The sequence below is a fragment of the Echinicola sediminis genome (genome assembly GCF_054777495.1).
Map to the genome: position 1 here is coordinate 38,914 of NZ_BAAHAP010000013.1, position 23,527 is coordinate 62,440.

Below are 23,527 nucleotides of genomic sequence, written 5' to 3' on the forward strand. Positions count from 1 at the left end.
TGGGCATAAAAAAATAAAGCTTGTCACCCAAATGGTGACAAGCTTTGCTGGTACGCGCGGAAGGATTCGAACCCTCAACCCTCGGAGCCGAAATCCGATATTCTATCCAGTTGAACTACGCGCGCTTGAGGCCGATCTGAGGATGGCTACCCTCAAATCGGCTACAAATATAAACTAATTTTATGCGTTTTTAAGCACTTCTTGCACTTTTTCTGCAGCTTCTTTCAAAGTAATTGCAGAGGATACTTTTAGGCCAGACTCATCGATGATCTTCGCGCCTTCTTCGGCGTTGGTGCCTTGAAGTCTAACGATGATCGGAACGCGAATATCACCAATTGATTTATAGGCTTCTACCACACCGCTGGCAATTCGGTCACATCTTACGATGCCGCCAAACACGTTGATAAGGATCGCCTTTACATTAGGATCTTTCAAAATGATTCTAAAGCCGGCTTCCACAGTAGTGGCATTGGCTCCACCTCCTACGTCAAGGAAGTTGGCAGGTTCACCGCCCGAAAGCTTGATCATGTCCATGGTTGCCATGGCCAAGCCGGCACCATTTACCATACAGCCCACATTTCCATCCAACTTTACATAATTAAGATCGGATTTTCCGGCTTCTACTTCCAATGGATCTTCCTCAGAAAGGTCACGAAGTTCAGCAAGGTCCCTGTGTCTGTAAAGTGCATTGTCATCCAAGTTTACTTTGGCATCTACCGCCAAGATCTTGTCATCAGAAGTCTTCAACACAGGGTTGATTTCAAACTGAGAAGAATCCGTAGCAATATAAGCTTTGTATAGGGAGGTGATGAATTTCACCATTTCCTTAAAGGCATTGCCTGACAGACCAAGTGCAAAAGCTACTTTTCTGGCCTGGAAACCCTGAAGACCTACTTTAGGATCAATCCATTCTTTGATGATCTTTTCAGGTGTCTTTTCTGCTACCTCCTCGATATCCATACCTCCTTCAGTAGAGGCCATGATTACGTTGCATCCTTTGGCTCTGTCAAGAAGAATGGATAAATAATATTCTTTAGGTTCGGAGTCTCCTGGGTAGTAAACATCCTGCGCAATAAGCACTTTGTTTACCAATTTACCTTCTGGTCCGGTTTGATGGGTTACCAAAGTTCCTCCTAGGATGTTTTTGGCTTTTTCAGTCACCTCGTCCAACTTCTTGGCCAAAACCACTCCGTTAGAACCGGTTTGCTGAATTTTACCTTTACCACGTCCACCTGCATGGATTTGTGCTTTGATCACATACCATGAGGTACCTGTTTCTGCGTTAAGTTGCTTGGCTGCTTCCAGTGCTGCTTCAGGTGTATTGGCTACAATACCTTCCTGAATTCTCACACCGTATCCTTTAAGAACTTCTTTAGCTTGATATTCGTGTATATTCATCCTAGTGAAAATTTTTGCCCGAAGTTAATTACCACTGCCCGATAATTCAAGGATTAAGGGTTTCTTTTTCCTAAAATAATGGGACGTCCAAAAACAATAGCTTATTTGGCTTTATATCGGTGAATGTGCTGAAACAGGTTTGTTTTTTATGTTAAGTGGTTGGTTTTTATGTCATAGAGTCGCTGTGTGGGTGTGAATGTGGGGCGAGGGTAGCATGTTGATGGTCTGCAGTGGATGGATGGATCATTTCCTTTGATATTCCTTTGCCTTGGCTGGAGAGGTCTTAAAAAAAGCCAAATTACTTTTCGCTTACTTTCATGAGCTGTATGCTTGTTGGGCAGTGATTAAGACTTAGCCCAAATGCTTTGGAATTATAAGGGGCGGAGGGAGGTGGTTCTGTCAAATAGTTTTATCTTTGAAGTCTTTCAATTAAAACTACATGCTTAAGGCTACCGGGATACAAAAATATTATGGAGAGCTCCATGTTCTAAAAGGAGTAGATGTCAGTATCAATTCAGGGGAAATTGTTTCCATTGTAGGAGCCTCCGGTGCAGGAAAAAGTACCTTGTTGCACATTTTAGGAACACTGGACAAGGCTGACCAAGGTGAGGTGACGGTGGGTGAAATGAACCTGGGAAAGTTAAAGGGGAACCAGCTCGCGGCTTATCGAAATGCCGAAATTGGCTTTATTTTTCAATTCCATAATCTCCTGCCTGAGTTTACAGCAGAGGAGAATATCATTATCCCAGGCTTGATCGCAAAGAAAGATGAAAAGCGACTCAAACAAAAAGCTTTGGAGCTTGCCGTACTTTTAGGTATAGAAGGGAGGTTGCAGCATAAGCCTTCCGAACTCAGTGGAGGTGAACAACAAAGAGTGGCCGTGGCTAGAGCCCTGATCAATGATCCCAAGATCATTTTTGCCGATGAACCAAGTGGAAATTTGGACACTCACAGTGCAGAAGCCCTGCATGAACTGTTTTTCAGGCTCAGGGACCAGTTTGGCCAATCCTTCGTGATCGTTACCCACAATCAAGACTTGGCAAAAATGGCGGACAGGATGTTGACCATGCAGGACGGGGTAATTATCTCTGGAGTGGAATAAGGGGCCGCTTTGGGACCGAAAAACCTTTAGTTGGTACTTCCTTCGTTTCGTGAAAGTTTTAATCCATCCAATACTTCCATCATGGCTCGCACATGCGCGGGACCGTCCATCAAGCCTTCATGCGCAGCAACGATCTGATGGTTTTCATCCAGTAAATAAGTGACCCTTTTGGGCATCCTGACAATTGGCATCATCGCGTCATAGGCCTTACAGACCTTTCCTGATTTATCAGAAAGCAATTCAAATGGCAGCTGGTGAAGCTCTTTGAATTCCTCATGGCTTTTGATATCATCCCTGCTGATGCCTACGATAGGAATATCTAGAGATTTAAAGAACTGAAAGTTGTCCCTGAAACTACAAACTTCCTTGGTACAGCCCTTGGTTTGGTCTTTTGGGTAAAAGAAAATCAAACAGGCTTTGTCCTTAAAATCCTTGGAAAGTTGGAAGGTTTTCTTGTTGGTAGAGGGCAAAGAAAAATCAGGTGCTTTTACAAACTTTTTTAAAGGCATAATACTAGATGAAATATTGGTTAATTACTTTGAATTCAAGTCCTGAACACTTTCAACAAAACAATTTTGGGCTGGAATTGTTCACAAAGCCAACCGTTTTTTAAAGTAAATAGAACTTTTTTTTAAAAGTTTTAAGCTATAATTACATAAGGTTTTGATCGATTTTTCTTATCATAGAAATAATTGATGTAGGATCAGAGGAGAGGATTCAATTGAAACTGGTTGGTTTTGATCCATTTCAAAGGTGTCTCCAAATTGTTTTTAAAACGGTTTGAAGTTCAAAAAATTAAACGTTCAGCATGACAACAACAATCATTATAACGCTTTGTGGTTTATTGCTCATAGCATACCTTTTTGATTATAGTTTCAAGAAAACTAAGATCCCATCAGTAATCCTGCTACTGTTGTTGGGGTGGTTGGTTCGACAGGGGACCATGATCTTCGAGCTGAAATTGCCTGATTTGTCTTCCATCTTGCCGATTCTCGGGACTACAGGCTTGATTTTGATCGTACTGGAAGGTGCCCTGGAGCTGGAACTAAATAAATCCAAGCTGACACTTATCAAGAAGTCCTTTTTTGGTGCTTTGGCACCTCTGTTGGCACTTTCGTTTCTACTGGCCTATATATTTGAACTGTATGGGGGCTATACCTTTAAGGACAGTTTGATCAATGCCATTCCCTTGTGCGTAATCAGTAGCGCCATAGCGATACCGAGTGTCAGAAACCTGTCCACAGCCAACAGGGAATTTGTGATCTATGAAAGTAGTTTGTCCGATATCCTTGGGGTGGTGTTCTTTAATTTTGTCCTGCGCAATGAAACCTTTGGGCTTAACTCATTTGGCGTTTTCGGGCTGCAGCTGGTAATCATTACCCTTATTTCCTTTGTGGCGACGGTGGGGCTTTCCTTTCTGCTGAGCAAAATAGAGCATCATATCAAGTTTGTCCCGATTATCCTGCTGACCATATTGATTTATGCCATTTCTTATGTGTATCACCTGCCGGCATTGATATTTATTTTAATCTTTGGACTTTCTATTGGAAACTTGAATGAATTGCATAACCTCAAGTTTTTTGATGTCTTCAGGACAGACATTCTGAACAAAGAAGTCCAGAAATTCAAAGAGTTGACAATAGAGGCAACCTTTCTGATCAGGTCATTGTTTTTCTTGCTTTTTGGGTACCTGCTGGAAACTTCCGAAATCCTCAACACGACCACCCTTATCTGGTCCGTGGGGATCGTTGTACTTACCTTTTCACTGAGGGCGGTTCAGTTAAAGGTGAGTAAATTACCTTTACGTCCTTTATTGTTTGTGGCTCCTAGAGGTCTGATCACGGTTTTGTTGTTCTTGTCCATCGCACCCATAAATGTGATCGGACTAGTGAACAAATCATTGATCATACAGGTGATCGTCTTGACGGCATTGGTGATGATGTTTGGTGTCATTACCAGTGATCCAAAAAAGGCAGAGGAGAAACTCAAAAGTGACTCAGAACCGGCAAAAAAGGAAAATGAGGAAAAGCCATCGGCTAAGACCGTTTAATCAGCACTGGTTTGGAACCATTTTGAAAGATTATCGATTGCTACATAAATCGAATCTACCACCTTTAATCATTTAGGATTTTGAGCCAAAAGAGTGTTCAGCACATGTTGCTGGCGGGGATATTTTTTGCCATGATGCAGGTTCTGGTAAAATTTGTCCCACATATCCCCGCTGTTGAAGTTGTTTTTTTCAGGTCCCTGTTTAGCCTTGTTGCCAGTTATATCGTCTTGAAAAGACAAAATGTTCCACTTTTTGGGAACAACAAAAAACTGTTGATCCTGAGAGGCGGGGCTGGTGCATTGGGGCTGATTACCTTTTTTTATACCCTTCAGAATATTCCACTGGCCAGTGCGGTAACTTTGCAGTACCTGTCACCGATCTTCACGACCATTTTGGGGATTTTTATTGTCCAAGAAAAGGTCAAGCCTATCCGTTTCCTTTACTTTGCCATTGCCTTTGGTGGTGTGTTGGTGATAGAAGGTTTTGATCCCAGGATATCCCTTGAATACACTTTGATAGGCGTTGCTTCCGGTTTTTTTGCAGGCTTGGCTTATAACATCATCCGGAGACTGAAGGGAACAGAACACCCTTTGGTCATCGTCTTTTATTTTCCGCTGGTGACCTTGCCCATTGTGGGGATCTGGAGTTATTTTAACTGGGTAATGCCGGAAGGACAGGACTGGTGGTTTTTATTAGGGATAGGGGCGCTTACCCAAATGGCGCAGTATTACATGACCTTGGCTTATCAGCATGCCAATTTGGCCAAAATCACCAGCTTAAATTACATTGGAATCCTATATGCACTTCTTTTTGGTTTTATCTTTTTCGGGGAAACCTTTAACTTGCTGACTTATTCGGGAATGGCTTTGGTGTTAGTGGGAGTAGTTTTAAATATTAGATCAAAATAGATGAAAATTACGAAGGATTTATATCAGGGGTCTCTGGCCCTTTTGACAGACTTTTATCAACTCACCATGGCTTATGCCTACTGGAAGTCTGGAAAGGCGGAGCAGGAAGCGGTGTTTAACTTGTTTTTCCGAAAAAATCCTTTTCAAAGTGGTTTTACCATAGCGGCAGGACTGGACTATGTGATCGATTATATACGGAATTTCAAATTTGATGAAAATGATCTGACCTACCTGCGGGAGATGAAAAACCAGCAAGGTGAGCCCACCTTTGAACCGGAGTTTATCCAATACCTGGAAGACCTGAAGTTTAGTTGTGATGTAGATGCTGTTGAAGAAGGGGCGGTAGTATTTCCAAACACGCCGATCATAAGAGTAAAAGGTCCATTGTTACAGTGCCAGTTGTTGGAGACACCTTTGCTGAATATTATCAATTTTCAGACCTTGGTCGCCACCAAAGCTGCCAGGATTACCCTGGAGGCAAAAGGGGATCCCGTGTTGGAATTTGGGCTCAGGAGAGCCCAGGGAATTGATGGGGCATTAGCGGCCAGTAGGGCAAGTTATATAGGGGGCTGCTCTTCTACCAGCAATGTGATGGCGGGAAAACTCTTTGGAATACCGGTGAGCGGAACCCATGCACACAGCTGGATCATGGCCTTTGAGAGTGAAATTGAAGCTTTTGAGGCTTATGCGGCAGCATTTCCTGACAATTGCATCTTTTTGGTCGATACCTATGATACCATAAAGGGAGTGCAGAATGCCATCAAAGTGGGCAAAGCACTGGAAGCACAGGGAAAGAAGCTTTTGGGCGTAAGGATTGATTCGGGTGATTTGGCGTATTACAGCAATGTGGCCAGGGAGCTTTTGGATGAAGCGGGCTTTACCGATACCAAAGTAGTGGCCAGCAATGACCTGGACGAGCACATACTTTCCTCCTTGAAAATGCAGGAGGCCTCCATAGATATCTGGGGAATAGGCACCAAACTGGTGACGGCCTATGATCAGCCGGCTTTGGGGGCTGTCTACAAGATGGCTGCGCTGAAAGAAAAATCGGGAGAATGGGTGCCCAAAGTGAAGGTTTCCCAGCAATCCATAAAAATCAATATCCCTGGGTACCATAATGTGAAGCGTTTCTATAAAAACGGAAAAGCGGTGTCGGACATGATTTTTTTGGAGGATGGATCTGCGATGAAGGAGGAGCTTACCATCATCGATCCTTATGATGCTACCAAAAGAAAGAAGATCAAACCAGAGAGCATGGAAAGCAAGGTTTTGTTGGTGCCCATTTTTAGAAAAGGGGAGAAAGTCTATTCCAGACCTAGATTGCACGAAATAAGGGAGCGGACATTGGCCAATTTGGACAGATTTGATAAAGCCCACAAAAGATTGATCAACCCGCATATTTACCCAGTGGGGCTGGAGGAATCTTTGTATCATTTGAGAACGGATTTAGTTTTAAAAGCCAAAAACTATAATTAACTTGATTATTTAGCCCTGTCGGGGGAGTATTGAGAACTTCTCGATCTTTTCGGGAAAAGCGGGCATCATTGTATGTGATGTAGGTGGGTTTGATGATTCCCGAATAGGATTGGAGGAGTGCTGAGAAGAAACAAACAGCTAAGAAAAGAGGATTATGAATGCACTGCTAATTGTCGATGTTCAGTATGATTTTTTGCCAGGAGGAGCACTGGCAGTAAAAGAAGGGGATACGATAATACCGGTAATCAATGAGCTGCAAGACAAGTTTGACTTCATCGTTGCCACCCAAGATTGGCATCCTGCTGACCACGGCAGTTTTGCCCATAACCATCAAGGGAAACAAGTGGGAGACCATATCAAACTGGGAGGAGCTGATCAAATTTTGTGGCCGGAACACTGCGTTCAAAACAGCAGGGGAGCCCGATTTGCTGAAACGTTGAAACAGGAAAGGTGGAAGCGGGTGTTTCAAAAAGGCATGAACGCGATGGTGGATTCCTACAGTGGTTTTTTTGATAACAATAAAAAAGAAAATACAGGACTCAGTGAGTATTTACATGAAAAGGGCATAACAGATGTATATGTGGTTGGTCTTGCCACAGATTACTGTGTGAAGTTTACGGTGTTGGATGCCATCAAAGAAGGTTTCGAGACGCACTTGGTGGCTGACGCCACCAAAGCAGTAAACATGTCCCCTATGGATTTTGAAGACGCATTGAAGGAGATGAGCAAAGCCGGAGCAGAACTTGTTTCAAGTAAGGATATTTCATTTTAGCCAAGTTTTGAGTAACTAGATACAATAGTAAGCCAATAATTGATCAACCTATAACCGATATACCATGCAACTTCCCATTGTCACCGTTGATGCTTTTACCGATACGCCTTTTACGGGCAATCCAGCAGCTATCTGTTTATTGCCAGGGCCACTGGCAGAAGAAGGGATGCAGATGATCGCTTCCGAAATGAACCTTAGCGAAACAGCTTTTTTAGAGCAAACAGGGCCTTCTGCATTTAAATTGCGCTGGTTTACTCCTGAAAAAGAAGTGGATCTCTGTGGCCATGCTACCTTGGCAAGTGCTTTTATGCTGTATACCGAGGAAGTGGTCGAAATGGATCAGGAAATTACTTTTGATACTAAAAGTGGCTTGCTTAAGGTAAGGGCAATGGATGATGAGATCGTAATGGACTTCCCACTGATAGCGACCAAAACCGGAGCCCATCCCTATTTTGTTGACGACTTTTTTGGGCAAAAGGTAGTGGGAGCAGCTTCTCTAAAGGGGAACTGGATTCTGGAACTGGAGAGTTTTCACGCAGTAGAATACGTGGAACCTGAAATGAATGTATTGGTCAAACACAGTGATGAGGGACTCATCATTACGGCCAAGGGAAATGAAGACTACGATATTTACTCCAGGTATTTTGCCCCGAACATTGGGATCAATGAAGATCCTGTGACCGGATTTGCCCATTGTGCGTTGATGGATTATTGGCATAAGAAAACGGGAAAAGAAGCGTTGAATGCCTATCAGGCAAGTAGGAGAGAAGGTGAAATGAGGCTTAAAAAGGAAGGGGACAGGGTAAAGATTTATGGAAAAGCAGTAAAAATATTCGAGGGATTTTTGGAGGTTTAAGAACCTTGTATTCCCAATATCACATAAGCCCATCTGTACATAAACAGATGGGTTTTATCTTTTAAACTAATCAGTAGGCTTAAAACCAGGATTTACCCTGATAACCTACTAGACTCATCGAATCACTGAAGCGTTATTTTGTGCGGACTTTAATGATCTTGTCATATTCCCGATCGTTTGGCTCCCAAAGCTCAATTTTGTTTCCCTCAGGATCCATGATATGGATAAACTTTCCGTATTCATAGACTTCTATTTCATCGGTTATTTCAACTCCATCCCTTTTGAGCTGGATTACCAGTGCTTCAAGGTTTTCTACGCGGTAATTGACCATAAATTCTTTTTCAGAAGGTTGGAAATAGGTCGTGTTGTCCGAAAAAGGACTCCATTGGGAGAACCCTTTTTTATCGGGCTCATCGCTCTGTCTCCATTCGAAGGTGGTGCCGTACTGATCTGTATTGAGCCCAAGGTTTTGCGCATACCATTCTTTCATTTGGTCAGGGTTTTTGCATTTAAAAAATATGCCGCCTATTCCAGTTACTTTTTTCATGGTTTATACAGTTAGTTTTGATCATATCGGTACTCTATGAATATAAGCATTCCTACTGAAAAGTGGGAGATAGTAAGGTTGGAAAGTTGAAAAATTGGAAGGTTGGAAAATTTCAATAATTGCAAAATGGGCTAATCAGCTATTAAAATCCCTTGATTTTTCTTTAGTGTTTGGCCAATAAAAGACCCGAATCCTATCATTGGATTCGGGTCTTTTGCGTTCAGTGATAAACTTGTGTGTTACAAGTTCGGCTGAGGAGTGGTTCTCAAATAAGGTTTGATTTCCTTGTGTCCCTTAGGGAATTTGGCAGGGATTTCCTCATTGGTGATGGCCGGGGCGATGACCACATCCTGTCCGTGCTCCCAGTTGGCCGGCGTGGCCACGGAATAATCGGCAGTTAATTGTAACGAATCGATCACTCTAAGCAGCTCGTTGAAGTTTCTTCCCGTGCTGGCAGGATAAGTGATGATCAACTTGATTTTTTTGTCCGGCCCAATAATGAATACGGAACGAACAGTCGCGCTTTGACTCGCATTGGGATGGATCATATCATAAAGTTCTGAAACTTTACGGTCATGGTCGGCAATGATAGGATAATTGACTTCTGTCTGCTGTGTCTCGTTAATGTCTTTGACCCAACCGTGATGGCTATCAATTCCATCCACACTAAGGGCAATCATTTTTACATTTCTTTTGTCAAACTCTCCTTTTAGTTTCGCAGCAGTGCCCAATTCTGTGGTACATACTGGCGTATAATCCGCTGGGTGAGAAAACAAAATTCCCCAGCTATCACCTAAATAATCATGAAAGCTGATTTTTCCGCTGGTGCTTTCTGCTGTAAAATCCGGTGCAGTGTCTCCTAATCTTAATGACATAGTATTAAAGTTTATTGGTTGAAATAAAATCTATAGGTTTTGTAGGAAAACGAGAGGGAGCGGTATAAAGTTTAGTTTTATCCATTTAATTTCAGAATGGCTGGAATAATGAAAAGTAGCGTAATAATGGGAGTCTTTAAAGTCCCTCGATCATTAAAGAAAGTGCTTTCGGCAAAGTGAACAGCGCGAAGCGGAGAAATAAAGCTAAACTTAAAAAAGCTCCATCCTTTTTCCATTTCAGAAATATATTTTTTGAGAATTCAACGTGCTTTAACTTGAGACTTTATAAAAAATAACCCTCCGATATTTTTCATCATATCGGAGGGCTAGGGTTAACCCTTAAAAGCGCTGCTTTCGCAACTGTCCAGTCCCCATCGCCCTATAGGTGCTGGCTGGACATTCCCGTTTGTTAAGGGCTTACATATATACTTATACGGATAGGTTTGGAAAAAGATGTAAAAAGAAGATAAAATAAACCGTTTGGGGGAATATTTTTTTGTTCTATATGATTTGTAGTGGCTAAACATGCTATAACATCTAGTTACCGGTCATCTTTGTTGGATGGATTGCAGGCAGGTTTTTGGCATGGCTTTTCAAGGTGGCCAAAGACATTAGCGGAAAGAAGTTGGCAGTATATGAAGTTTTGGCGGCTAATGCTTTGAGCCGCTGTTTGCATTGTCCCCGGGCTTCTCCTCCCATGTCGTCTTGCCTGCCTGGGCAGACAGGCCCGGGGCCAGAAGTGCCTTGTATAGTCGCTTTAGCCGCGTTCCTACTACTTGTGAAAGTTCATTTCCTGCCGATGGCTATCGGCACCAGGCTTCTTTGATCATTCATACACTTAAATCCACTCAAATATTTAAATTTGATTACCCACAGTATTCCACATAGGACCATTTTTTTCTCGTCCCCAAAAACCATCATTAATTGAAATAATTTGAAGTTTTTTACTCCTACATCCCCAAAAGTTATATTCTGATCCACCCCTTTTAGGGGAAGGGGGTGGCTTTGATAAGGCAAGGTCCTGATCAGCGAGAATTTATTTTGCCTGTTTTCCTGTCCAATGCATATAAATAGCCTTGGTCCAATTTGCTCATCCCCACATAGGAGCTTGTTTTCGTCGCAAAATAGATTTTGTCCTGATGAAACAGAAGTTCGGTAGTGATGGGTGTTTTGCTTGTAAATCCCCATGATTTTTTGCCGGTGCTAAGATCAATGGCTTGGATGGATTTATTGTCCATGAGGTACATGTTAGGTGCTGTGATTTGGACAATGCTGAACTTGCCCCCTTGTTTCAACGACCATTTTTCCTTGCCGGTGATCATGTCCAATGCATATAATTGCCCTTTGTTCATGACATAGACATCGCCATCGATATGAAAGCTTTTGTGATAAAGCAAGCCAGAGACCTTTGGTTCTAAATCAAATTGCCAACGGATTTCCCCGGTTTTAATATCCAGCGCATAAAGAGTGTTATCCGTTTCCAGAAAAGCCAGGTCCTTGGATGTGGCAACAGCTTTAAAGCCACTGATTTTTTGATGTTGAAATTCCCAGAGGATATTTCCAGCAGTAGCATCAATAGCATAAAGTTTTACGTAATCTTCAAAGGGGGAGGCGTTTCGGGTTTCAAAGGCAAGTAAGGCTATACCCTCGGAGATGACAGGTTCAGTGACATCCCATCCATCGAAACTAAGTTTCCACCCGGTTTTTCCCGAATCGGCTTGGATAGCGTAAAAGTAGGTAGTAAAGGGTTGGCCTCGTACCCAGTTGCTGACAAAGAGCAGACCATTTTCCCTGGAAGGCTGCATGGCATTGCTGGTGAAAGGGAAGGTATTAGGGGGGCTTTCCCTTGCATTGGGGAAGGTTTCGTGATCCCATTTTTTCATGCCGGTTTGTTTATCCACGGCATGGAGCAAACCATCGTCTGACAATACAAAAACAGAGCTCTCACTTACTTGCGCTGTTTTGTAGATGGCTCCTTTTGTAGGATACTCCCATTTTGTCTTACCGGTTTTAGCGTCCATTGCATAAAAGGAAAAATCTCCCGAACCGACGTAAAGGGTCTCCTTATCAAATACCGGCGTGGCGTTTATTTCTTTTTTCCCCTTCTGTATGCTGGATAAGGCAATTTCGATTTGTTTATTGAGATCGGTTTCAGCAGGAACTTTGATGATTTCAGTCCCGCTTTTTAATCCTTCACCGGTTTGGGTGCTCCATTTGGGCCTTCCTGTATGGATATCAAATGCATATAATGCTCCATCTAACGAACCGATATATAGCGTACTGTCCACTATTATTGGATTAGAATCACTGCCTTCGAATTTTACTTTCCATCCTATAGATGCTCCTTGGGGAATGTCCTGAGGAACATGGGGAGATGCGTGGCCACTATTGATCAAAGACATCAATAAAACCACTAAGAATGTGATAAGACCATTTTTTAGGGGAGCGGGTTTTTTCATAGCCTTATTGAATGGGAAAGGTGGATGAATAATTAAGTTGTTGATATCATAGTTATTACGTTTTTTTAGAAACGTCGGCCAGCAAGTTGAACCATTTAATTTAGTCTGGAATTTGCCTTTATGATTAGGTTTGTCTTGTTGGTTTTAAAGCTGGCTTTATGGAGAAATCATTCCTTTATTTCTTTGAACCCCTTGAATTTTTTTTGATCGGTTTCTCCGGTACCCCATTCTCCAAAAGTGACATTTTCTATACCCAGGGTGTCAAGCCAAAAGTATTCAGGATGCAGTTCAATAAAATAAGAAAGTTTCATGTTTGATTTGGCCCCGGTCATTTGTCCAGCGGTATTCGTAACCCTAAATTCAGCCACTTCTTGTTCATTTAAGAGCAAGGGAAGCGTGCCACAAAAAACATGGCTTTCATCCTTGGAATAAGGAAAAGCTAGAAATTGAAAGGATGCCGGATTGGCTAAAATTATCTTCTCAGTTTCAAAGTAAACGTTTTTATTATCCTTTGAATAGCCACTGTCATTGAGCACAGCAAAACTAACCGGGTCAGCCATGAATATGGGTTTTCCTTTGTAATAAACAGAATGTTTATCACGTGCGTATTTGCTGTTTTCTAATAGGGTGAAGCTGTCTGGATCAAGACCTTCCAGAGAGGTGATTCTTTTTCCAGTGTCCGGATGCTTGGTCACCCAGGCCCAAACACCGTCTTCTTTTTGATACCTTGAATAGCAGGAAAACAGTAACAAAAGAAGACAGATGAGGGACAGAAATTTGGTTTTCATTTTTTGCGAATAAAGCTGACTTTAACTAACAGCCCTGATCCCATTCAGAAGAATTAGTGATCCTTATCAAGGTGAATTTCAATAAGGGTGCGTTCAATGAATGGATTTAAAGGCTAACTCCGCTCTTCTATAGCCTGTAATATTATCCTGCAGGCCTCCTCAATTTCCTCTTCTGAAATGGTTAGTGGTGGTGCGATACGCATGCTGTCGTCGCAGAATAAGAACCAGTCCGTAATTACGCCTAATTCTATCGCCCGGTCAATAATTGGCTTCAGTACTTCGAATGAATCAAACTGCACGGCCATCATGAGTCCTTTGTTTCTGATGCTGTTGATTTTTTTATGGGTCAAGCGTTTTTTGAAAAGGTTGGCTTTTCTTTCCACCTGGCCAATCAGGTTTTCTTCCTTCAGTACCCTGATGGTGGCAAGGGCTGCTGCTGCACTGACAGGATGTCCCCCGAATGTGGTGATATGCCCCAATAAAGGGTTGTTTTTAAATACTTCCATGATAGAACGAGAAGCGATAAAAGCACCTATGGGCATGCCGCCTCCCATCCCTTTGGCACATACCAGAATGTCTGGTTGTATGCCATAGTGCTCAAAAGCCCAGAATTTACCTGTTCTACCGAATCCCGCCTGTATTTCATCCAGGATCAACAAGGTACCTGTTTCATTACATCGGTGTCTGAGGGCCTTGAAAAAAGCCTCAGATCCTATTCTTATCCCTGCTTCCCCTTGGACTGTTTCGACAATAATTGCCGCAGTCTCTTCTGTGATACTGTTTAGCTCTTCGCTATTTCCAAAAGTGATATTGGCCATTCCCGGTAATAGGGGACGGTAAGCCCTTTTGAAAATTTCATTGCCTCCGACCGAAAGGGCGCCATGAGAAGAGCCATGGTAGGCATTGGTACAACTGATGATTTCCCTTCTTCCCGTATAGCGTTTGGCCAGCTTGAGTGCGCCTTCTACTGCCTCACTTCCACTGTTGACCAAATAGACATTGTCCAGTTTTTCTGGCAAGGTGCTGGTCAGTTCCTTCGCCAATTTTGTTTGTGGAGATTGAACATATTCTCCGTAAACCATTAAGTGTAAATATTTATCCAATTGCTCCTGAATTGCCCCTAATACTCTTGGGTGACGGTGACCGACATTGCTTACACCTATCCCTGAGATCAAATCCACATACCGCTCACCATTGGGGCCATACATGTAAATTCCTTCAGCTTTTTCGATTTCTATCAGCAGCGGGAAATCAGTGGTTTGGGCCAAATGTGAGAGGAAGAGTTGTCGGTTATTCATAATAGATGGTTCAAATGGATGGTTTCATTTCCTGTTTCAAAATTAAGGGCTTTTGTTGGAAAAGAGGCATAAAGAAGCATCTGTATTAATGGATCCTGTTCTATTTCCTTGGTCTTTTTATATATTAAACGGAATGGGCAACTTTACAGTCATGTTAATATCAATTACACTTTCTGGTAGATTTTTACCTAAAAGGCCCTATAAAATTTGTCATAAATGAGGTTTTATCGACTTAATTTTCTTTACTTTACCTCCGTTTTTTAAATCAGTTTACCTTAATAATCATGGATTTATTTGATGTAGCCGTTATCGGAAGCGGTCCCGCAGGGGCTTCGGCAGCCTACAACCTGGCAAAGCAGGGCATCAAGACGGTGTTGATCGAAAAAGAAGCCTTGCCAAGGTATAAAACTTGCGGCGGGGGTTTTGTTTTCAGAGGAAGAAGAAAATTGCCTTTCGATATTTCCCCAGTGGTAGAGCGTGAGTTCCATCAAATCAACCTGTATTTTGAAAATGAGGATATCATGCTGACCACCAAGCGTGAAGTGCCGGTGATCAGTATGGTGATGCGCGATGAGTTTGACAGTTTTATTATTGATAAGGCAAAAGATCTTGGGGTAGCCATCCGGGATGGTCATAAACTGAACGGGATTACTTTTGGCGATGAGTTGACCTTGCATACCGACCAAGGAGACTTGGCGGCAAAAATGGTCATAGCAGCGGATGGGGCTTTGAGCCCAACGGCCAAGATGGCCGGGTGGAAAGAGACCAGAAAGCTGATCCCTGCATTGGAGTATGAGGTAGAAGTAAGTCCGGAAGATTTTGAGCGGCTTTCTAAGGAAGTAAGGTTTGATGTGGACAGCATCCCCTATGGTTATGCATGGAGCTTTCCCAAGAAAAACCATCTATCATTAGGGGTGGCTTCAGCCCGGAAGGTAAGGATCGACCTAAAGGGGTATTACAGAAAATATTTGGACAAGCTGGGCATCAAAGAGGTGATCAGTGAAAAAGCCCACGGGTTTCAAATTCCTGTGGCGCCAAGGACAGATGGCTTTTACCGAAATAAAGTGTTTTTGATTGGCGATGCTGCTGGGTTTGCAGACCCCGTGACTGCCGAAGGAATCTCCAATGCCCTTTTGAGTGGTGAAATGGTGGTCGAGGCAATCGTGGAATCTGGACTGGATTCCGAAAAAGCGGCAGAAATTTATCAAGCAAAGCTGGAAGAAAATCTGCTGCCGGAGATCAACACAGGACTAAGTGTTTCCAAATGGTTTTATAGCCAGCGAATGATCCGAAACTTCTTAATGAAAAAATATGGGGATTATTTTATCTCTGCCATGACGGATGTGTTTACAGGCGAAAGAAGTTATCCTAAAGATTTGATGAAGAGCCTGAAAAGAAAAATCAGAGAAATGGTGTAAAAAGAAAAAACATAGCAAAAGCCGAAACTTTAAAATGGTTTCGGCTTTTTTGTGCTGTACTCTTTTTTATCTCCTTTATCCAAGTGCTTAATTTTGGATTGAGGAGGGAGAAAAATGAGTTTAATCGATTTAGAAAGCTATTACCGCTGGTCACCGAATTCTTTTTTGAAATAATTTTTCCTTTTCATTTTTGTTTAAAACCCTTAACTTCCACTTTTATATATCATAGTAAAACCCAGTTAATAGATGAAATTAAATGTATTGTTGCCAGTAATGGCAGGAAGTCTTATGGCCGTAGTTCCGGCCCTTGCCCAACATAAACCCGTCAACCTACCTCCCGAAGCCACAGAAGTATGGAAGCCTGAACCTAGAAAAGTAAGTCCTGGGGAGGAAAACCATCTCGCTCCTTCAGATGCCATTGTTCTGTTTGATGGAAGTGATCTAGGGGCTTGGAAGAGTTTGAAAACAAAAGGGGCAGCTGAATGGACTGTCAATGATGGCTTCTTCACCGTCAAGCCAGGAACCGGGGATATCGCTACCAAGGAGAAGTTTGGTGATGTGCAGGTACATATTGAATGGAAGGCGCCTGATGTGGTAAAAGGAGAAGGTCAGGGCAGAGGGAACAGCGGGCTGTTCTTTATGGAGCGTTATGAAGTTCAGATTTTGGACTCTTATGATAATAGGACTTATTCTAACGGACAAGCAGCATCTCTTTACAAAGAAGGAATTCCGTTGGTCAATGCCATGCGGTCTCCACAAGAGTGGAATACCTACGATGTGTTTTTTACTGCGCCCAGATTCAATGAAGATGGTATCGTGATAACACCTGCCTATGTGACCGTTATTCATAATGGTGTACTGGTTCAGAATCACTATGAGGTTAAAGGGACCACTGCCTATGTTGGTGTACACAAATATGAACCCCATGAGGCAGAATTACCCATCAAATTACAGGACCACGGTAACTTGGTCAATTTCAGAAATATCTGGGTGCGCAAACTCTGAGCTTTTTCTTAAACTGATTTAGACTAGCTGTTGACGGTCGACTGTCAACAGGTAAGAAACGTTTTCTCAAATCAGAACATTTTGATAAGGTATCATTATTAACATAAAATATAACCGAACAACCAACCATGTCTTCACGAAGAAAATTTTTACAAAACTCCCTGTTGGCTACAGCTGGGTTATCCTTACCCTCTTTTGTATCTGCCAAGGATTTTGGGGAGTTTACCCGTAAAATAAAAGCCAGTGACCAAATCAATATAGGCCTGATCGGCGCTAAAGGGATGGGCTGGTCCAATATGAACTCTTTTCTTAAGATGCCCCAAGTTAACTGTGTGGCCATTGCTGATATAGATCAAGCAGTACTGGATCAAAGGGCAGCGGATGTAGAGAAGCAGAGAGGAAAGAAGCCGAAATTATATAAGGATTACCGAAAAATGCTGGAGGATAAGGATATCGATGTAGTGATCATCGGTACGCCCGATCACTGGCATTGTCTGACTTTGGTGGACAGTATTTCTGCTGGCAAGCATGCTTATGTAGAAAAGCCCCTGGCCAATTCCATTGAAGAATGCAACCTGATGGTCAAAGCTGCTGAACGCTATGGTAAGCTGGTGCAGGTAGGGCAGTGGCAAAGAAGTGGCAGTCAATACGATCAGGCCATTGAGTTTGTGAAGTCCGGTCAGCTGGGAAATATCCGTCTTGTCAAATGCTGGGCTTACCAGGGTTGGATGAATCCCGTGCCGGTCAAACCTGACTCCACGCCACCGGCTGGAGTGGATTATAAGATGTGGCTGGGGCCTGCTCCGGAACGTCCATTTAATGAAAACCGCTTTCACTTTAACTTTCGCTGGTTTTGGGATTATGCGGGCGGATTGATGACCGACTGGGGGGTGCATGAAATCGATATTGCCCTTTATGCCATGGGGGTGAGTGCACCAAAGTCGGTAATGGCTTCGGGGGGAAAACTGGCCTATCCTGATGATGCCTCCGAAACCCCGGATACTTTGCAGACAGTCTACGAGTACGACGGCTTTAATATGCTTTGGGAGCATGCCACTGGAATAGACGGTGGCAATTATGGTTATACCGAGGGTATTGCCTTTATAGGTAACAACGCAACACTGGTGGTAAACCGAGGTGGCTGGGAAATCATTGCCGAGAAGAAGGGCGGAAAACCGTTGATAGAAGGTATGGCCAGAGTGAAACCAGAAGGAAATGCTTTGGACAGGCATACCGTCAACTTTGTGGAGTCCATAAAAGCCAATGATGCTTCAATGTTAAATTGTGCCATCCAAACAGGCAGTGTTGCAGCTATCAATGCCCACATGGGAAATATTGCCTATAAAACAGGTAAGAAGATCTATTGGGACAAAGATAAGGGGCTGTTTACAGATAAAGAAGCGAATAAGCTGGTTACTGCCAACTACCATAATGGTTGGGAATTGCCAAAAGTGTAAGGAAAAAGAGCTATTGCCTTTTATTGTTTCGGTAGAATTTAATTCGTGACATGGGGCCATAAAATCACCAGGTGCAGCTTTTGCTGCACCTGGATCAATTTGTTTTGGCTTATAACAGCATTATTTCTTATAACAGCATTATTTAAAGCCTATTTTTAAGTTTTAGAAATTCTTGTTCTAAATAGGCTATTTTATCCTTGATTTCAGCATTGTCACCGGTCGATCGTTTTGAAAAGCTATATTGGACAAGCCAGAGTTCTTTAATTTCTGAAAGTTCTACGGTAAGGTCATCAATGTTGTCGTTGGTTGCCCGTAAAATAATGGTTTTGTCCGATCGGAAGTATTTTCGCAAAACCAGTTTATCCCGATACAGGATAAAGACCAATGAACCGTCTTTGAGATTATCAATGTCTTCTTCAGCAACAAGTTCGCCGATGACCACATCTTTTGGTCGGAGGTCTTTATCTTGATCAGTCATTTCCAGATTGGAGATAAGGTATCCTCTGAAGGTTTTGCCTGATGAGATGGGAAGCTGAAGGGTAGGGAGGTCTTCTATGAAATGGGACTTGTTATAATACTGTATATAGTCTTTTTCACTGCTGGGAGTAATACAGGGGATTTTGATAAACTGCTCTTTTTGATAGTTTCCCTGTAGGCTGAGGTCGCCTTTGAACTTAAGAAGCTTGTTAACGGTAAGTTCGGTGGTCAAGAGGTCGTCGATGGATATGCTAAAATGGTTAGCTATTTTTATAATGGTCTCCAGTTTTGGTTCACTTCTACCTTCTTCATAAGCCCCCAGAGTACCTCTTTTCAGGTCGAAAAGCTCTGCTAATGCTTGTTGGCTAAGTTTTTTAACATTTCTGATCTTCCTAATATTTTTACCAAAATATGACATTTTTAGCTAAAATAATTTGCAATATAAAATCTGTTATGTATATTTACCTAACAATGTTAGCGAAATACAATGATAAATACTAATATAATTGACGTTAAAAATTGACTGGGGGAAGATTTTGTGAAGGATACTAATAGTGTTAGCTGATTTTGGTGCCTGATGAGTTTAAGTGACTGTAGTACTTCTCTTAAATTATTAGTGAATAAGCAAGTGAAATGGACTTAAAACTATCGGGATTTTCGTATTATTATGCATTAAATATAGGGGATTTTTAAAACAGTTTTCGGATGAAAAACCACTTTCAAATAACCAAGAACTTTTTACTGGAACTTAATTTTGACGTAGTTTTTGAGAATGATGCAGAAGGGATATTAATGGTTCAGAAAGAGAGTTTTGGGATAAAGAATTTAATCTTAGGGGTAGCACCTCCTATTTTAATCATGGAGCAATTCCTGTTCAGGATCAACAACCAGTCAGAAAAGGTCTTCAAGAGTTTATTGCAGAAAAACCGAGACATTATCCATGGGGCTTTTGTTTTGGACGATTCGGGCTCGAAGGTGATTTTCAGGGACACGCTCCAAATTGAAAATATGGACTTAAATGAGCTGGAAGGTTCATTGAATTCACTCAGCTTATTGATGAGTGAATATTCCGATCGAATTATTGAGTTTTCTAAATACTAAATCCAAATGATATGAACATTTTTAAGCGATTATTTAAGATAGGGGAAGCAGAAGCAAATGCGGCCATTGATAAAATGGAGGACCCTATTAAGTTGACCGAACAGGGAATCCGTGATCTTAGACAGGATCTGGACAAGAACCTGGAAGCTCTTGCCCAGGTGAAAGCCTTGGCTATCCGTGCCAAAAATGATCAGGAGGGATATACAGAGAAGAAGGAGGATTATCACAATAAGGCCGTGTTGATCCTTAAAAAGGTGCAGCAGGGAAATATGGAAGCTGCAGAAGGGGACCGATTGGCAAAAGAAGCATTGGTAAAGAAAGAGGAGATGCAACAACTGGTGGAAAAAGCAGGGGAGGAAGCCCAGAAATTTAATGATAACGTGGCTCAGTTGGACAAGAACATACAGTCGATCAAAGCCAGCATCGGTAACTGGGAAAACGAACTGCGTACCCTCAAGGCCAGGGTAAAAGTAAGTAAGGCGACCAAGAGTCTTAACAAACAAATGGCTGAAATAGATAGCAGCAGCACCGTTTCCATGCTGGAAAGAATGAAGGAAAAAGTGGCACAGGAAGAAGCTTTGGCAGAGGCTTACGGGGAAATTGCCAGTGCAACAAAATCCATCGATGATGAGCTTGAAAAAGCCGCCAATTCCTCCGAGGCAAAGGCCGATGACGATTTGGGTAAACTAAAAGATCAATTAGGAATAAACAAAGATAAAAACACTTAACATTGGACAGCTTAATAAACATACTGTTTTCACCGGTAAACCTAACATTGACCATCTTTCTCATTTTATTGGTGGTCTACTGGCTGCTGACCATGGTAAGTGGGATTGATTTCGAACTGGATATGGACATAGACGTGGATACTGCTGTGGATGTGGAAGGAGCGGGGATGGAACTCCAGGACATGGCCAATGCAGAAATCCATAAAGATGATGTGGTCGGGAAAAGGGTGCAGCCCCTGAAAGGGTGGCAGATCTTTTTGATCTACTTCAATTTTGTGGGCTTGCCTTTTATGTTCACTTTGACCTGCTTTGTCTTTATTTGGTGGTTCAGTACGGTTTTGGCCACGGCGTTGACAGCGTCCTATGCCAACGTGCTGGGTTTCGGAATCTTGATCGTGGCGTTTTTTACTTCCTTGATTTTGACAAAAATCTTTACAACACCCTTTAAGGGCTTCTTTAAGTACTTGAACAAAGATGGGGACAAGGCCATTGATTTTATAGGGAGGCAGGGAATACTGCTATCCACGATTTCCGGGAAAAAAATGGGCAATGCAGAGGTCCATGTCAATGGGGATCCCATGTCCATCTATGTGAAGTCCCTTAATGGGGAAACACTCAATTACCATGACAAAATCCTAATAATCAAACAATCTGCTGACAAGCATTACTTTTTAGTTCAATCATACAACGACTAAACTATTTTATCAACATGAATCATTTAATACCAATTATCGGAATTGGATTAGGGGGAGTACTGTTCCTAATCGTTGTTTACTTCGTAATTATTGCGATGTTTTACAGGAAGGTGCCACAGGGCCGGGCCATTATCCGGACAGGTTTTGGGGGCACCAAGGTAGCCACTGACAAAGGGCTCTACGTGATACCTGTTTTCCACAAAGTGGAGATCATGGATATCTCGGTCAAGAAAATCCAAATCGAACGGATGGCCCATGAGGGACTGATATGTAAGGACAATATGCGGGCGGATATCAAAGTAGCCTTTTTTGTGCGGGTCAACAATGATGTGGCCTTCATCAAGAGAGTGGCCCAAACCATCGGGGTGGACAGAGCTTCAAGGATTGAAACCTTGGAAGACCTTTTTGAGGCAAAGTTCTCTGAAGCACTCAAGACGGTGGGTAAGAAGTTCCAGTTTATAGAGCTTTATGAAGCCAGAAGGGAATTCAGGGATGAGATTGTGGATATTATCGGTACCGATCTGAATGGTTATACCTTGGAGGACTGTGCCATTGATTTCTTGGAGCAGACACCGATAAGCCATCTGAAGCCTGATAATATCCTGGACGCGGAAGGTATCAAGAAAATCACGGAACTGACTGCTGTTCAGAATATGAAGGCCAACCTTATCAAAAGAGATGAGGAAAAGACCATCAGAAAGCAGGATGTGGAGGCCAAGGAGGCCATTTTAGAGCTGGACAAACAATTGGCTGAAAAAGAAGAGCAACAAAAACGGGAGATTGCCAATATCAAAGCCCGTGAGTCTGCTGAGATCAGCAAAGTAGCGGAAGAGGAAAGACTGAAAGCAGAATCTGCACGTATTTCCACAGAGGAAAAAGTGAAAGTGGCTGAAGAAAACATGGCCCGTCAGGTGATTGTGGCAGCCAAAAACAAGGAGCGTACGGATGCTGTGGAAAGTGAAAGAGTGGAAAAGGACAGAATGCTCGAAGCTACTGAAAGGGAGCGTATTGTCACCCTTGCCCAGATAGAGAAAGAGAAAGTAGTCGAGGTAGAGAAGAAGAATATACAAGATGTGATCAGGGACCGTGTGATGCTGGAAAAAGGCGTGGTCGAAGAGCAGGAAAACATGAAGGATATCCAGGAATTCAAAACCGCTGAGCGTGAGAAGCAGGTGAGGATAACTATTGCCGAAGCTAATGCCCAAGAAGAGCTGATCAGAACAATCAAGACTGCGGAAGCACAAAAAGAGGCGGCCAAGCAAAAGGCTGAAGAGATCAATATTGAAGCTCAGGCAAGAAAGGATGCCAGTGAAAAAGAAGCAGAAGCCAGAAAAACCATTGCGGATGCCAAAGCCAAGGAAGAGGCTACCATCGGTATGTCAGAGGCTCAGGTAATGCATGCGAAGGCAGATGCCAGCGAAAGACAGGGAACGGTAGAAGCTTTGATCATAGAGAAAAAGGCCAAGGCCGAAGCAGCCGGTATTGAAGCCAAAGCTGCGGCTAACCTTAAAGAAGGCCAGTCTGAAGCTGAAGTGATCAAACAAAAGGCTTTGGCAGATGCGGCCGGCATTGAGGAAAAAGCGGCTGCCATGAAGAAGCTTGACGGAGTGGGCAAAGAGCACGAAGAGTTCAAGTTGCGTCTGGATAAGGAACTACAGGTGGATCTTGCCAATATCAACATCCAAAGAGACATTGCCGATGCCCAAGCCCAGGTCATCAGTGATGCCTTGAAAGCGGCCAAAATCGACATTGTGGGTGGTGAAACCATGTTCTTTGATCAGATCATCGGACAGATTACCCGAGGTAAAGGGTTCGATAGATTGGTGCAAAACAGTACCAATATCCAGGAAGTCAAAGAATCCATCTTGGGAGATGATTATGCCAAGGGCAACCTGCTGGAGAAGGTAAGGGACTTCTCCAAGAAGTACGGAATTTCTTCTGAGGACGTCAAAAACTTCACTATTGCGAACCTATTGATAGAGCTTCAGGAAAGGTCCAAGGACAAAGAGGAACAGTCGATGCTAGGTAACCTGTTCAATTTGGCAAAGAGTAAGGGGATTTCAGATAAGAAAGTTTCCGGACTGAACAATAAGTTGATTTAAGACCATAGGCTGCCC

Annotated in this window: 21 protein-coding genes and 1 tRNA gene; 13 read left to right on the plus strand and 9 right to left on the minus strand. The window is 42.7% G+C overall.

All coding sequences use genetic code 11. The annotated features are described in order from the left end of the window. Window positions 1-48: 48 nt before the first annotated feature. Window positions 49-125: transfer RNA gene (locus ACYVAA_RS05165), tRNA-Arg, on the minus strand. Window positions 126-180: 55 nt separating this feature from the next. After that, window positions 181-1,398 (minus strand): succinate--CoA ligase subunit beta, encoded by a 1,218-nt coding sequence (sucC, locus tag ACYVAA_RS05170; protein WP_460539148.1) that lies wholly within the window; start codon window positions 1,396-1,398, stop codon window positions 181-183. Window positions 1,399-1,837: 439 nt separating this feature from the next. On the opposite strand from sucC, the gene ACYVAA_RS05175 reads away from it, so the two are divergent. Then, a complete protein-coding gene (locus tag ACYVAA_RS05175; protein ID WP_460539150.1) occupies window positions 1,838-2,500 on the plus strand; it encodes an ABC transporter ATP-binding protein in 663 nt (220 codons plus the stop codon). Window positions 2,501-2,526: 26 nt separating this feature from the next. On the opposite strand, the gene ACYVAA_RS05180 is transcribed toward ACYVAA_RS05175, so the two are convergent. Beyond that, window positions 2,527-3,009, minus strand: a complete 483-nt coding sequence (locus ACYVAA_RS05180) for a peroxiredoxin (protein WP_460539152.1) — start codon at window positions 3,007-3,009, stop codon at window positions 2,527-2,529. Window positions 3,010-3,308: 299 nt separating this feature from the next. On the opposite strand from ACYVAA_RS05180, the gene ACYVAA_RS05185 reads away from it, so the two are divergent. The 5 genes from ACYVAA_RS05185 (at window position 3,309) to ACYVAA_RS05205 (ending at window position 8,562) form a co-directional block, all read left to right on the plus strand. Continuing rightward, window positions 3,309-4,550, plus strand: a complete 1,242-nt coding sequence (locus ACYVAA_RS05185; RefSeq protein WP_460539154.1) for a cation:proton antiporter — start codon at window positions 3,309-3,311, stop codon at window positions 4,548-4,550. Between the two features lie 104 nt (window positions 4,551-4,654). Continuing rightward, window positions 4,655-5,458 carry a DMT family transporter gene (locus ACYVAA_RS05190; protein ID WP_460539231.1) on the plus strand — a complete coding sequence of 268 codons (804 nt, stop codon included), beginning with the start codon at window positions 4,655-4,657 and terminating at the stop codon, window positions 5,456-5,458. Next, window positions 5,459-6,934: a nicotinate phosphoribosyltransferase gene (locus ACYVAA_RS05195; protein ID WP_460539156.1), complete on the plus strand. Its 1,476-nt coding sequence runs from the start codon at window positions 5,459-5,461 to the stop codon at window positions 6,932-6,934. A 154-nt stretch (window positions 6,935-7,088) separates the two neighbouring features. Beyond that, window positions 7,089-7,706, plus strand: coding sequence for a nicotinamidase (pncA, locus tag ACYVAA_RS05200; RefSeq protein WP_460539159.1), 618 nt, complete (start codon window positions 7,089-7,091; stop codon window positions 7,704-7,706). Between the two features lie 64 nt (window positions 7,707-7,770). Then, window positions 7,771-8,562, plus strand: coding sequence for a PhzF family phenazine biosynthesis protein (locus ACYVAA_RS05205; RefSeq protein ID WP_460539161.1), 792 nt, complete (start codon window positions 7,771-7,773; stop codon window positions 8,560-8,562). 133 nt (window positions 8,563-8,695) lie between these two features. Here the strand turns inward: ACYVAA_RS05205 and ACYVAA_RS05210 are convergent, their stop codons facing one another. The 5 genes from ACYVAA_RS05210 to ACYVAA_RS05230 form a co-directional block, all read right to left on the minus strand. Then, window positions 8,696-9,109 (minus strand): VOC family protein, encoded by a 414-nt coding sequence (locus ACYVAA_RS05210; protein WP_460539163.1) that lies wholly within the window; start codon window positions 9,107-9,109, stop codon window positions 8,696-8,698. Between the two features lie 239 nt (window positions 9,110-9,348). After that, complete coding sequence (locus ACYVAA_RS05215; protein WP_460539170.1) at window positions 9,349-9,984, minus strand: peroxiredoxin; 636 nt, start codon at window positions 9,982-9,984, stop codon at window positions 9,349-9,351. A 1,025-nt stretch (window positions 9,985-11,009) separates the two neighbouring features. Beyond that, a complete protein-coding gene (locus ACYVAA_RS05220) occupies window positions 11,010-12,386 on the minus strand; it encodes an outer membrane protein assembly factor BamB family protein (RefSeq protein ID WP_460539172.1) in 1,377 nt (458 codons plus the stop codon). A gap of 224 nt (window positions 12,387-12,610) precedes the next feature. After that, window positions 12,611-13,231: a DKNYY domain-containing protein gene (locus ACYVAA_RS05225; protein ID WP_460539174.1), complete on the minus strand. Its 621-nt coding sequence runs from the start codon at window positions 13,229-13,231 to the stop codon at window positions 12,611-12,613. Between the two features lie 113 nt (window positions 13,232-13,344). Next, on the minus strand, window positions 13,345-14,529 hold the full coding sequence (locus ACYVAA_RS05230) for an aspartate aminotransferase family protein (protein ID WP_460539176.1): 1,185 nt from the start codon (window positions 14,527-14,529) through the stop codon (window positions 13,345-13,347). Between the two features lie 284 nt (window positions 14,530-14,813). On the opposite strand from ACYVAA_RS05230, the gene ACYVAA_RS05235 reads away from it, so the two are divergent. The 3 genes from ACYVAA_RS05235 (at window position 14,814) to ACYVAA_RS05245 (ending at window position 18,409) form a co-directional block, all read left to right on the plus strand. Continuing rightward, window positions 14,814-15,947 carry a geranylgeranyl reductase family protein gene (locus ACYVAA_RS05235; protein ID WP_460539178.1) on the plus strand — a complete coding sequence of 378 codons (1,134 nt, stop codon included), beginning with the start codon at window positions 14,814-14,816 and terminating at the stop codon, window positions 15,945-15,947. A gap of 246 nt (window positions 15,948-16,193) precedes the next feature. Then, window positions 16,194-16,952: a 3-keto-disaccharide hydrolase gene (locus ACYVAA_RS05240; protein WP_460539180.1), complete on the plus strand. Its 759-nt coding sequence runs from the start codon at window positions 16,194-16,196 to the stop codon at window positions 16,950-16,952. A 128-nt stretch (window positions 16,953-17,080) separates the two neighbouring features. After that, window positions 17,081-18,409, plus strand: a complete 1,329-nt coding sequence (locus tag ACYVAA_RS05245) for a Gfo/Idh/MocA family protein (RefSeq protein ID WP_460539182.1) — start codon at window positions 17,081-17,083, stop codon at window positions 18,407-18,409. 142 nt (window positions 18,410-18,551) lie between these two features. On the opposite strand, the gene ACYVAA_RS05250 is transcribed toward ACYVAA_RS05245, so the two are convergent. Beyond that, window positions 18,552-19,304, minus strand: a complete 753-nt coding sequence (locus ACYVAA_RS05250; RefSeq protein WP_460539184.1) for a helix-turn-helix domain-containing protein — start codon at window positions 19,302-19,304, stop codon at window positions 18,552-18,554. A gap of 287 nt (window positions 19,305-19,591) precedes the next feature. On the opposite strand from ACYVAA_RS05250, the gene ACYVAA_RS05255 reads away from it, so the two are divergent. From ACYVAA_RS05255 to ACYVAA_RS05270, 4 genes are read left to right on the plus strand one after another with little or no spacing between them, the layout of a single operon-like run. Beyond that, complete coding sequence (locus ACYVAA_RS05255) at window positions 19,592-19,987, plus strand: molecular chaperone Tir (protein ID WP_460539186.1); 396 nt, start codon at window positions 19,592-19,594, stop codon at window positions 19,985-19,987. An 11-nt stretch (window positions 19,988-19,998) separates the two neighbouring features. Continuing rightward, window positions 19,999-20,715, plus strand: coding sequence for a PspA/IM30 family protein (locus ACYVAA_RS05260; protein WP_460539188.1), 717 nt, complete (start codon window positions 19,999-20,001; stop codon window positions 20,713-20,715). 2 nt (window positions 20,716-20,717) lie between these two features. Beyond that, window positions 20,718-21,410: a hypothetical protein gene (locus ACYVAA_RS05265; protein WP_460539190.1), complete on the plus strand. Its 693-nt coding sequence runs from the start codon at window positions 20,718-20,720 to the stop codon at window positions 21,408-21,410. A gap of 14 nt (window positions 21,411-21,424) precedes the next feature. Further along, on the plus strand, window positions 21,425-23,512 hold the full coding sequence (locus ACYVAA_RS05270) for a flotillin family protein (RefSeq protein WP_460539192.1): 2,088 nt from the start codon (window positions 21,425-21,427) through the stop codon (window positions 23,510-23,512). Window positions 23,513-23,527: the final 15 nt, after the last annotated feature.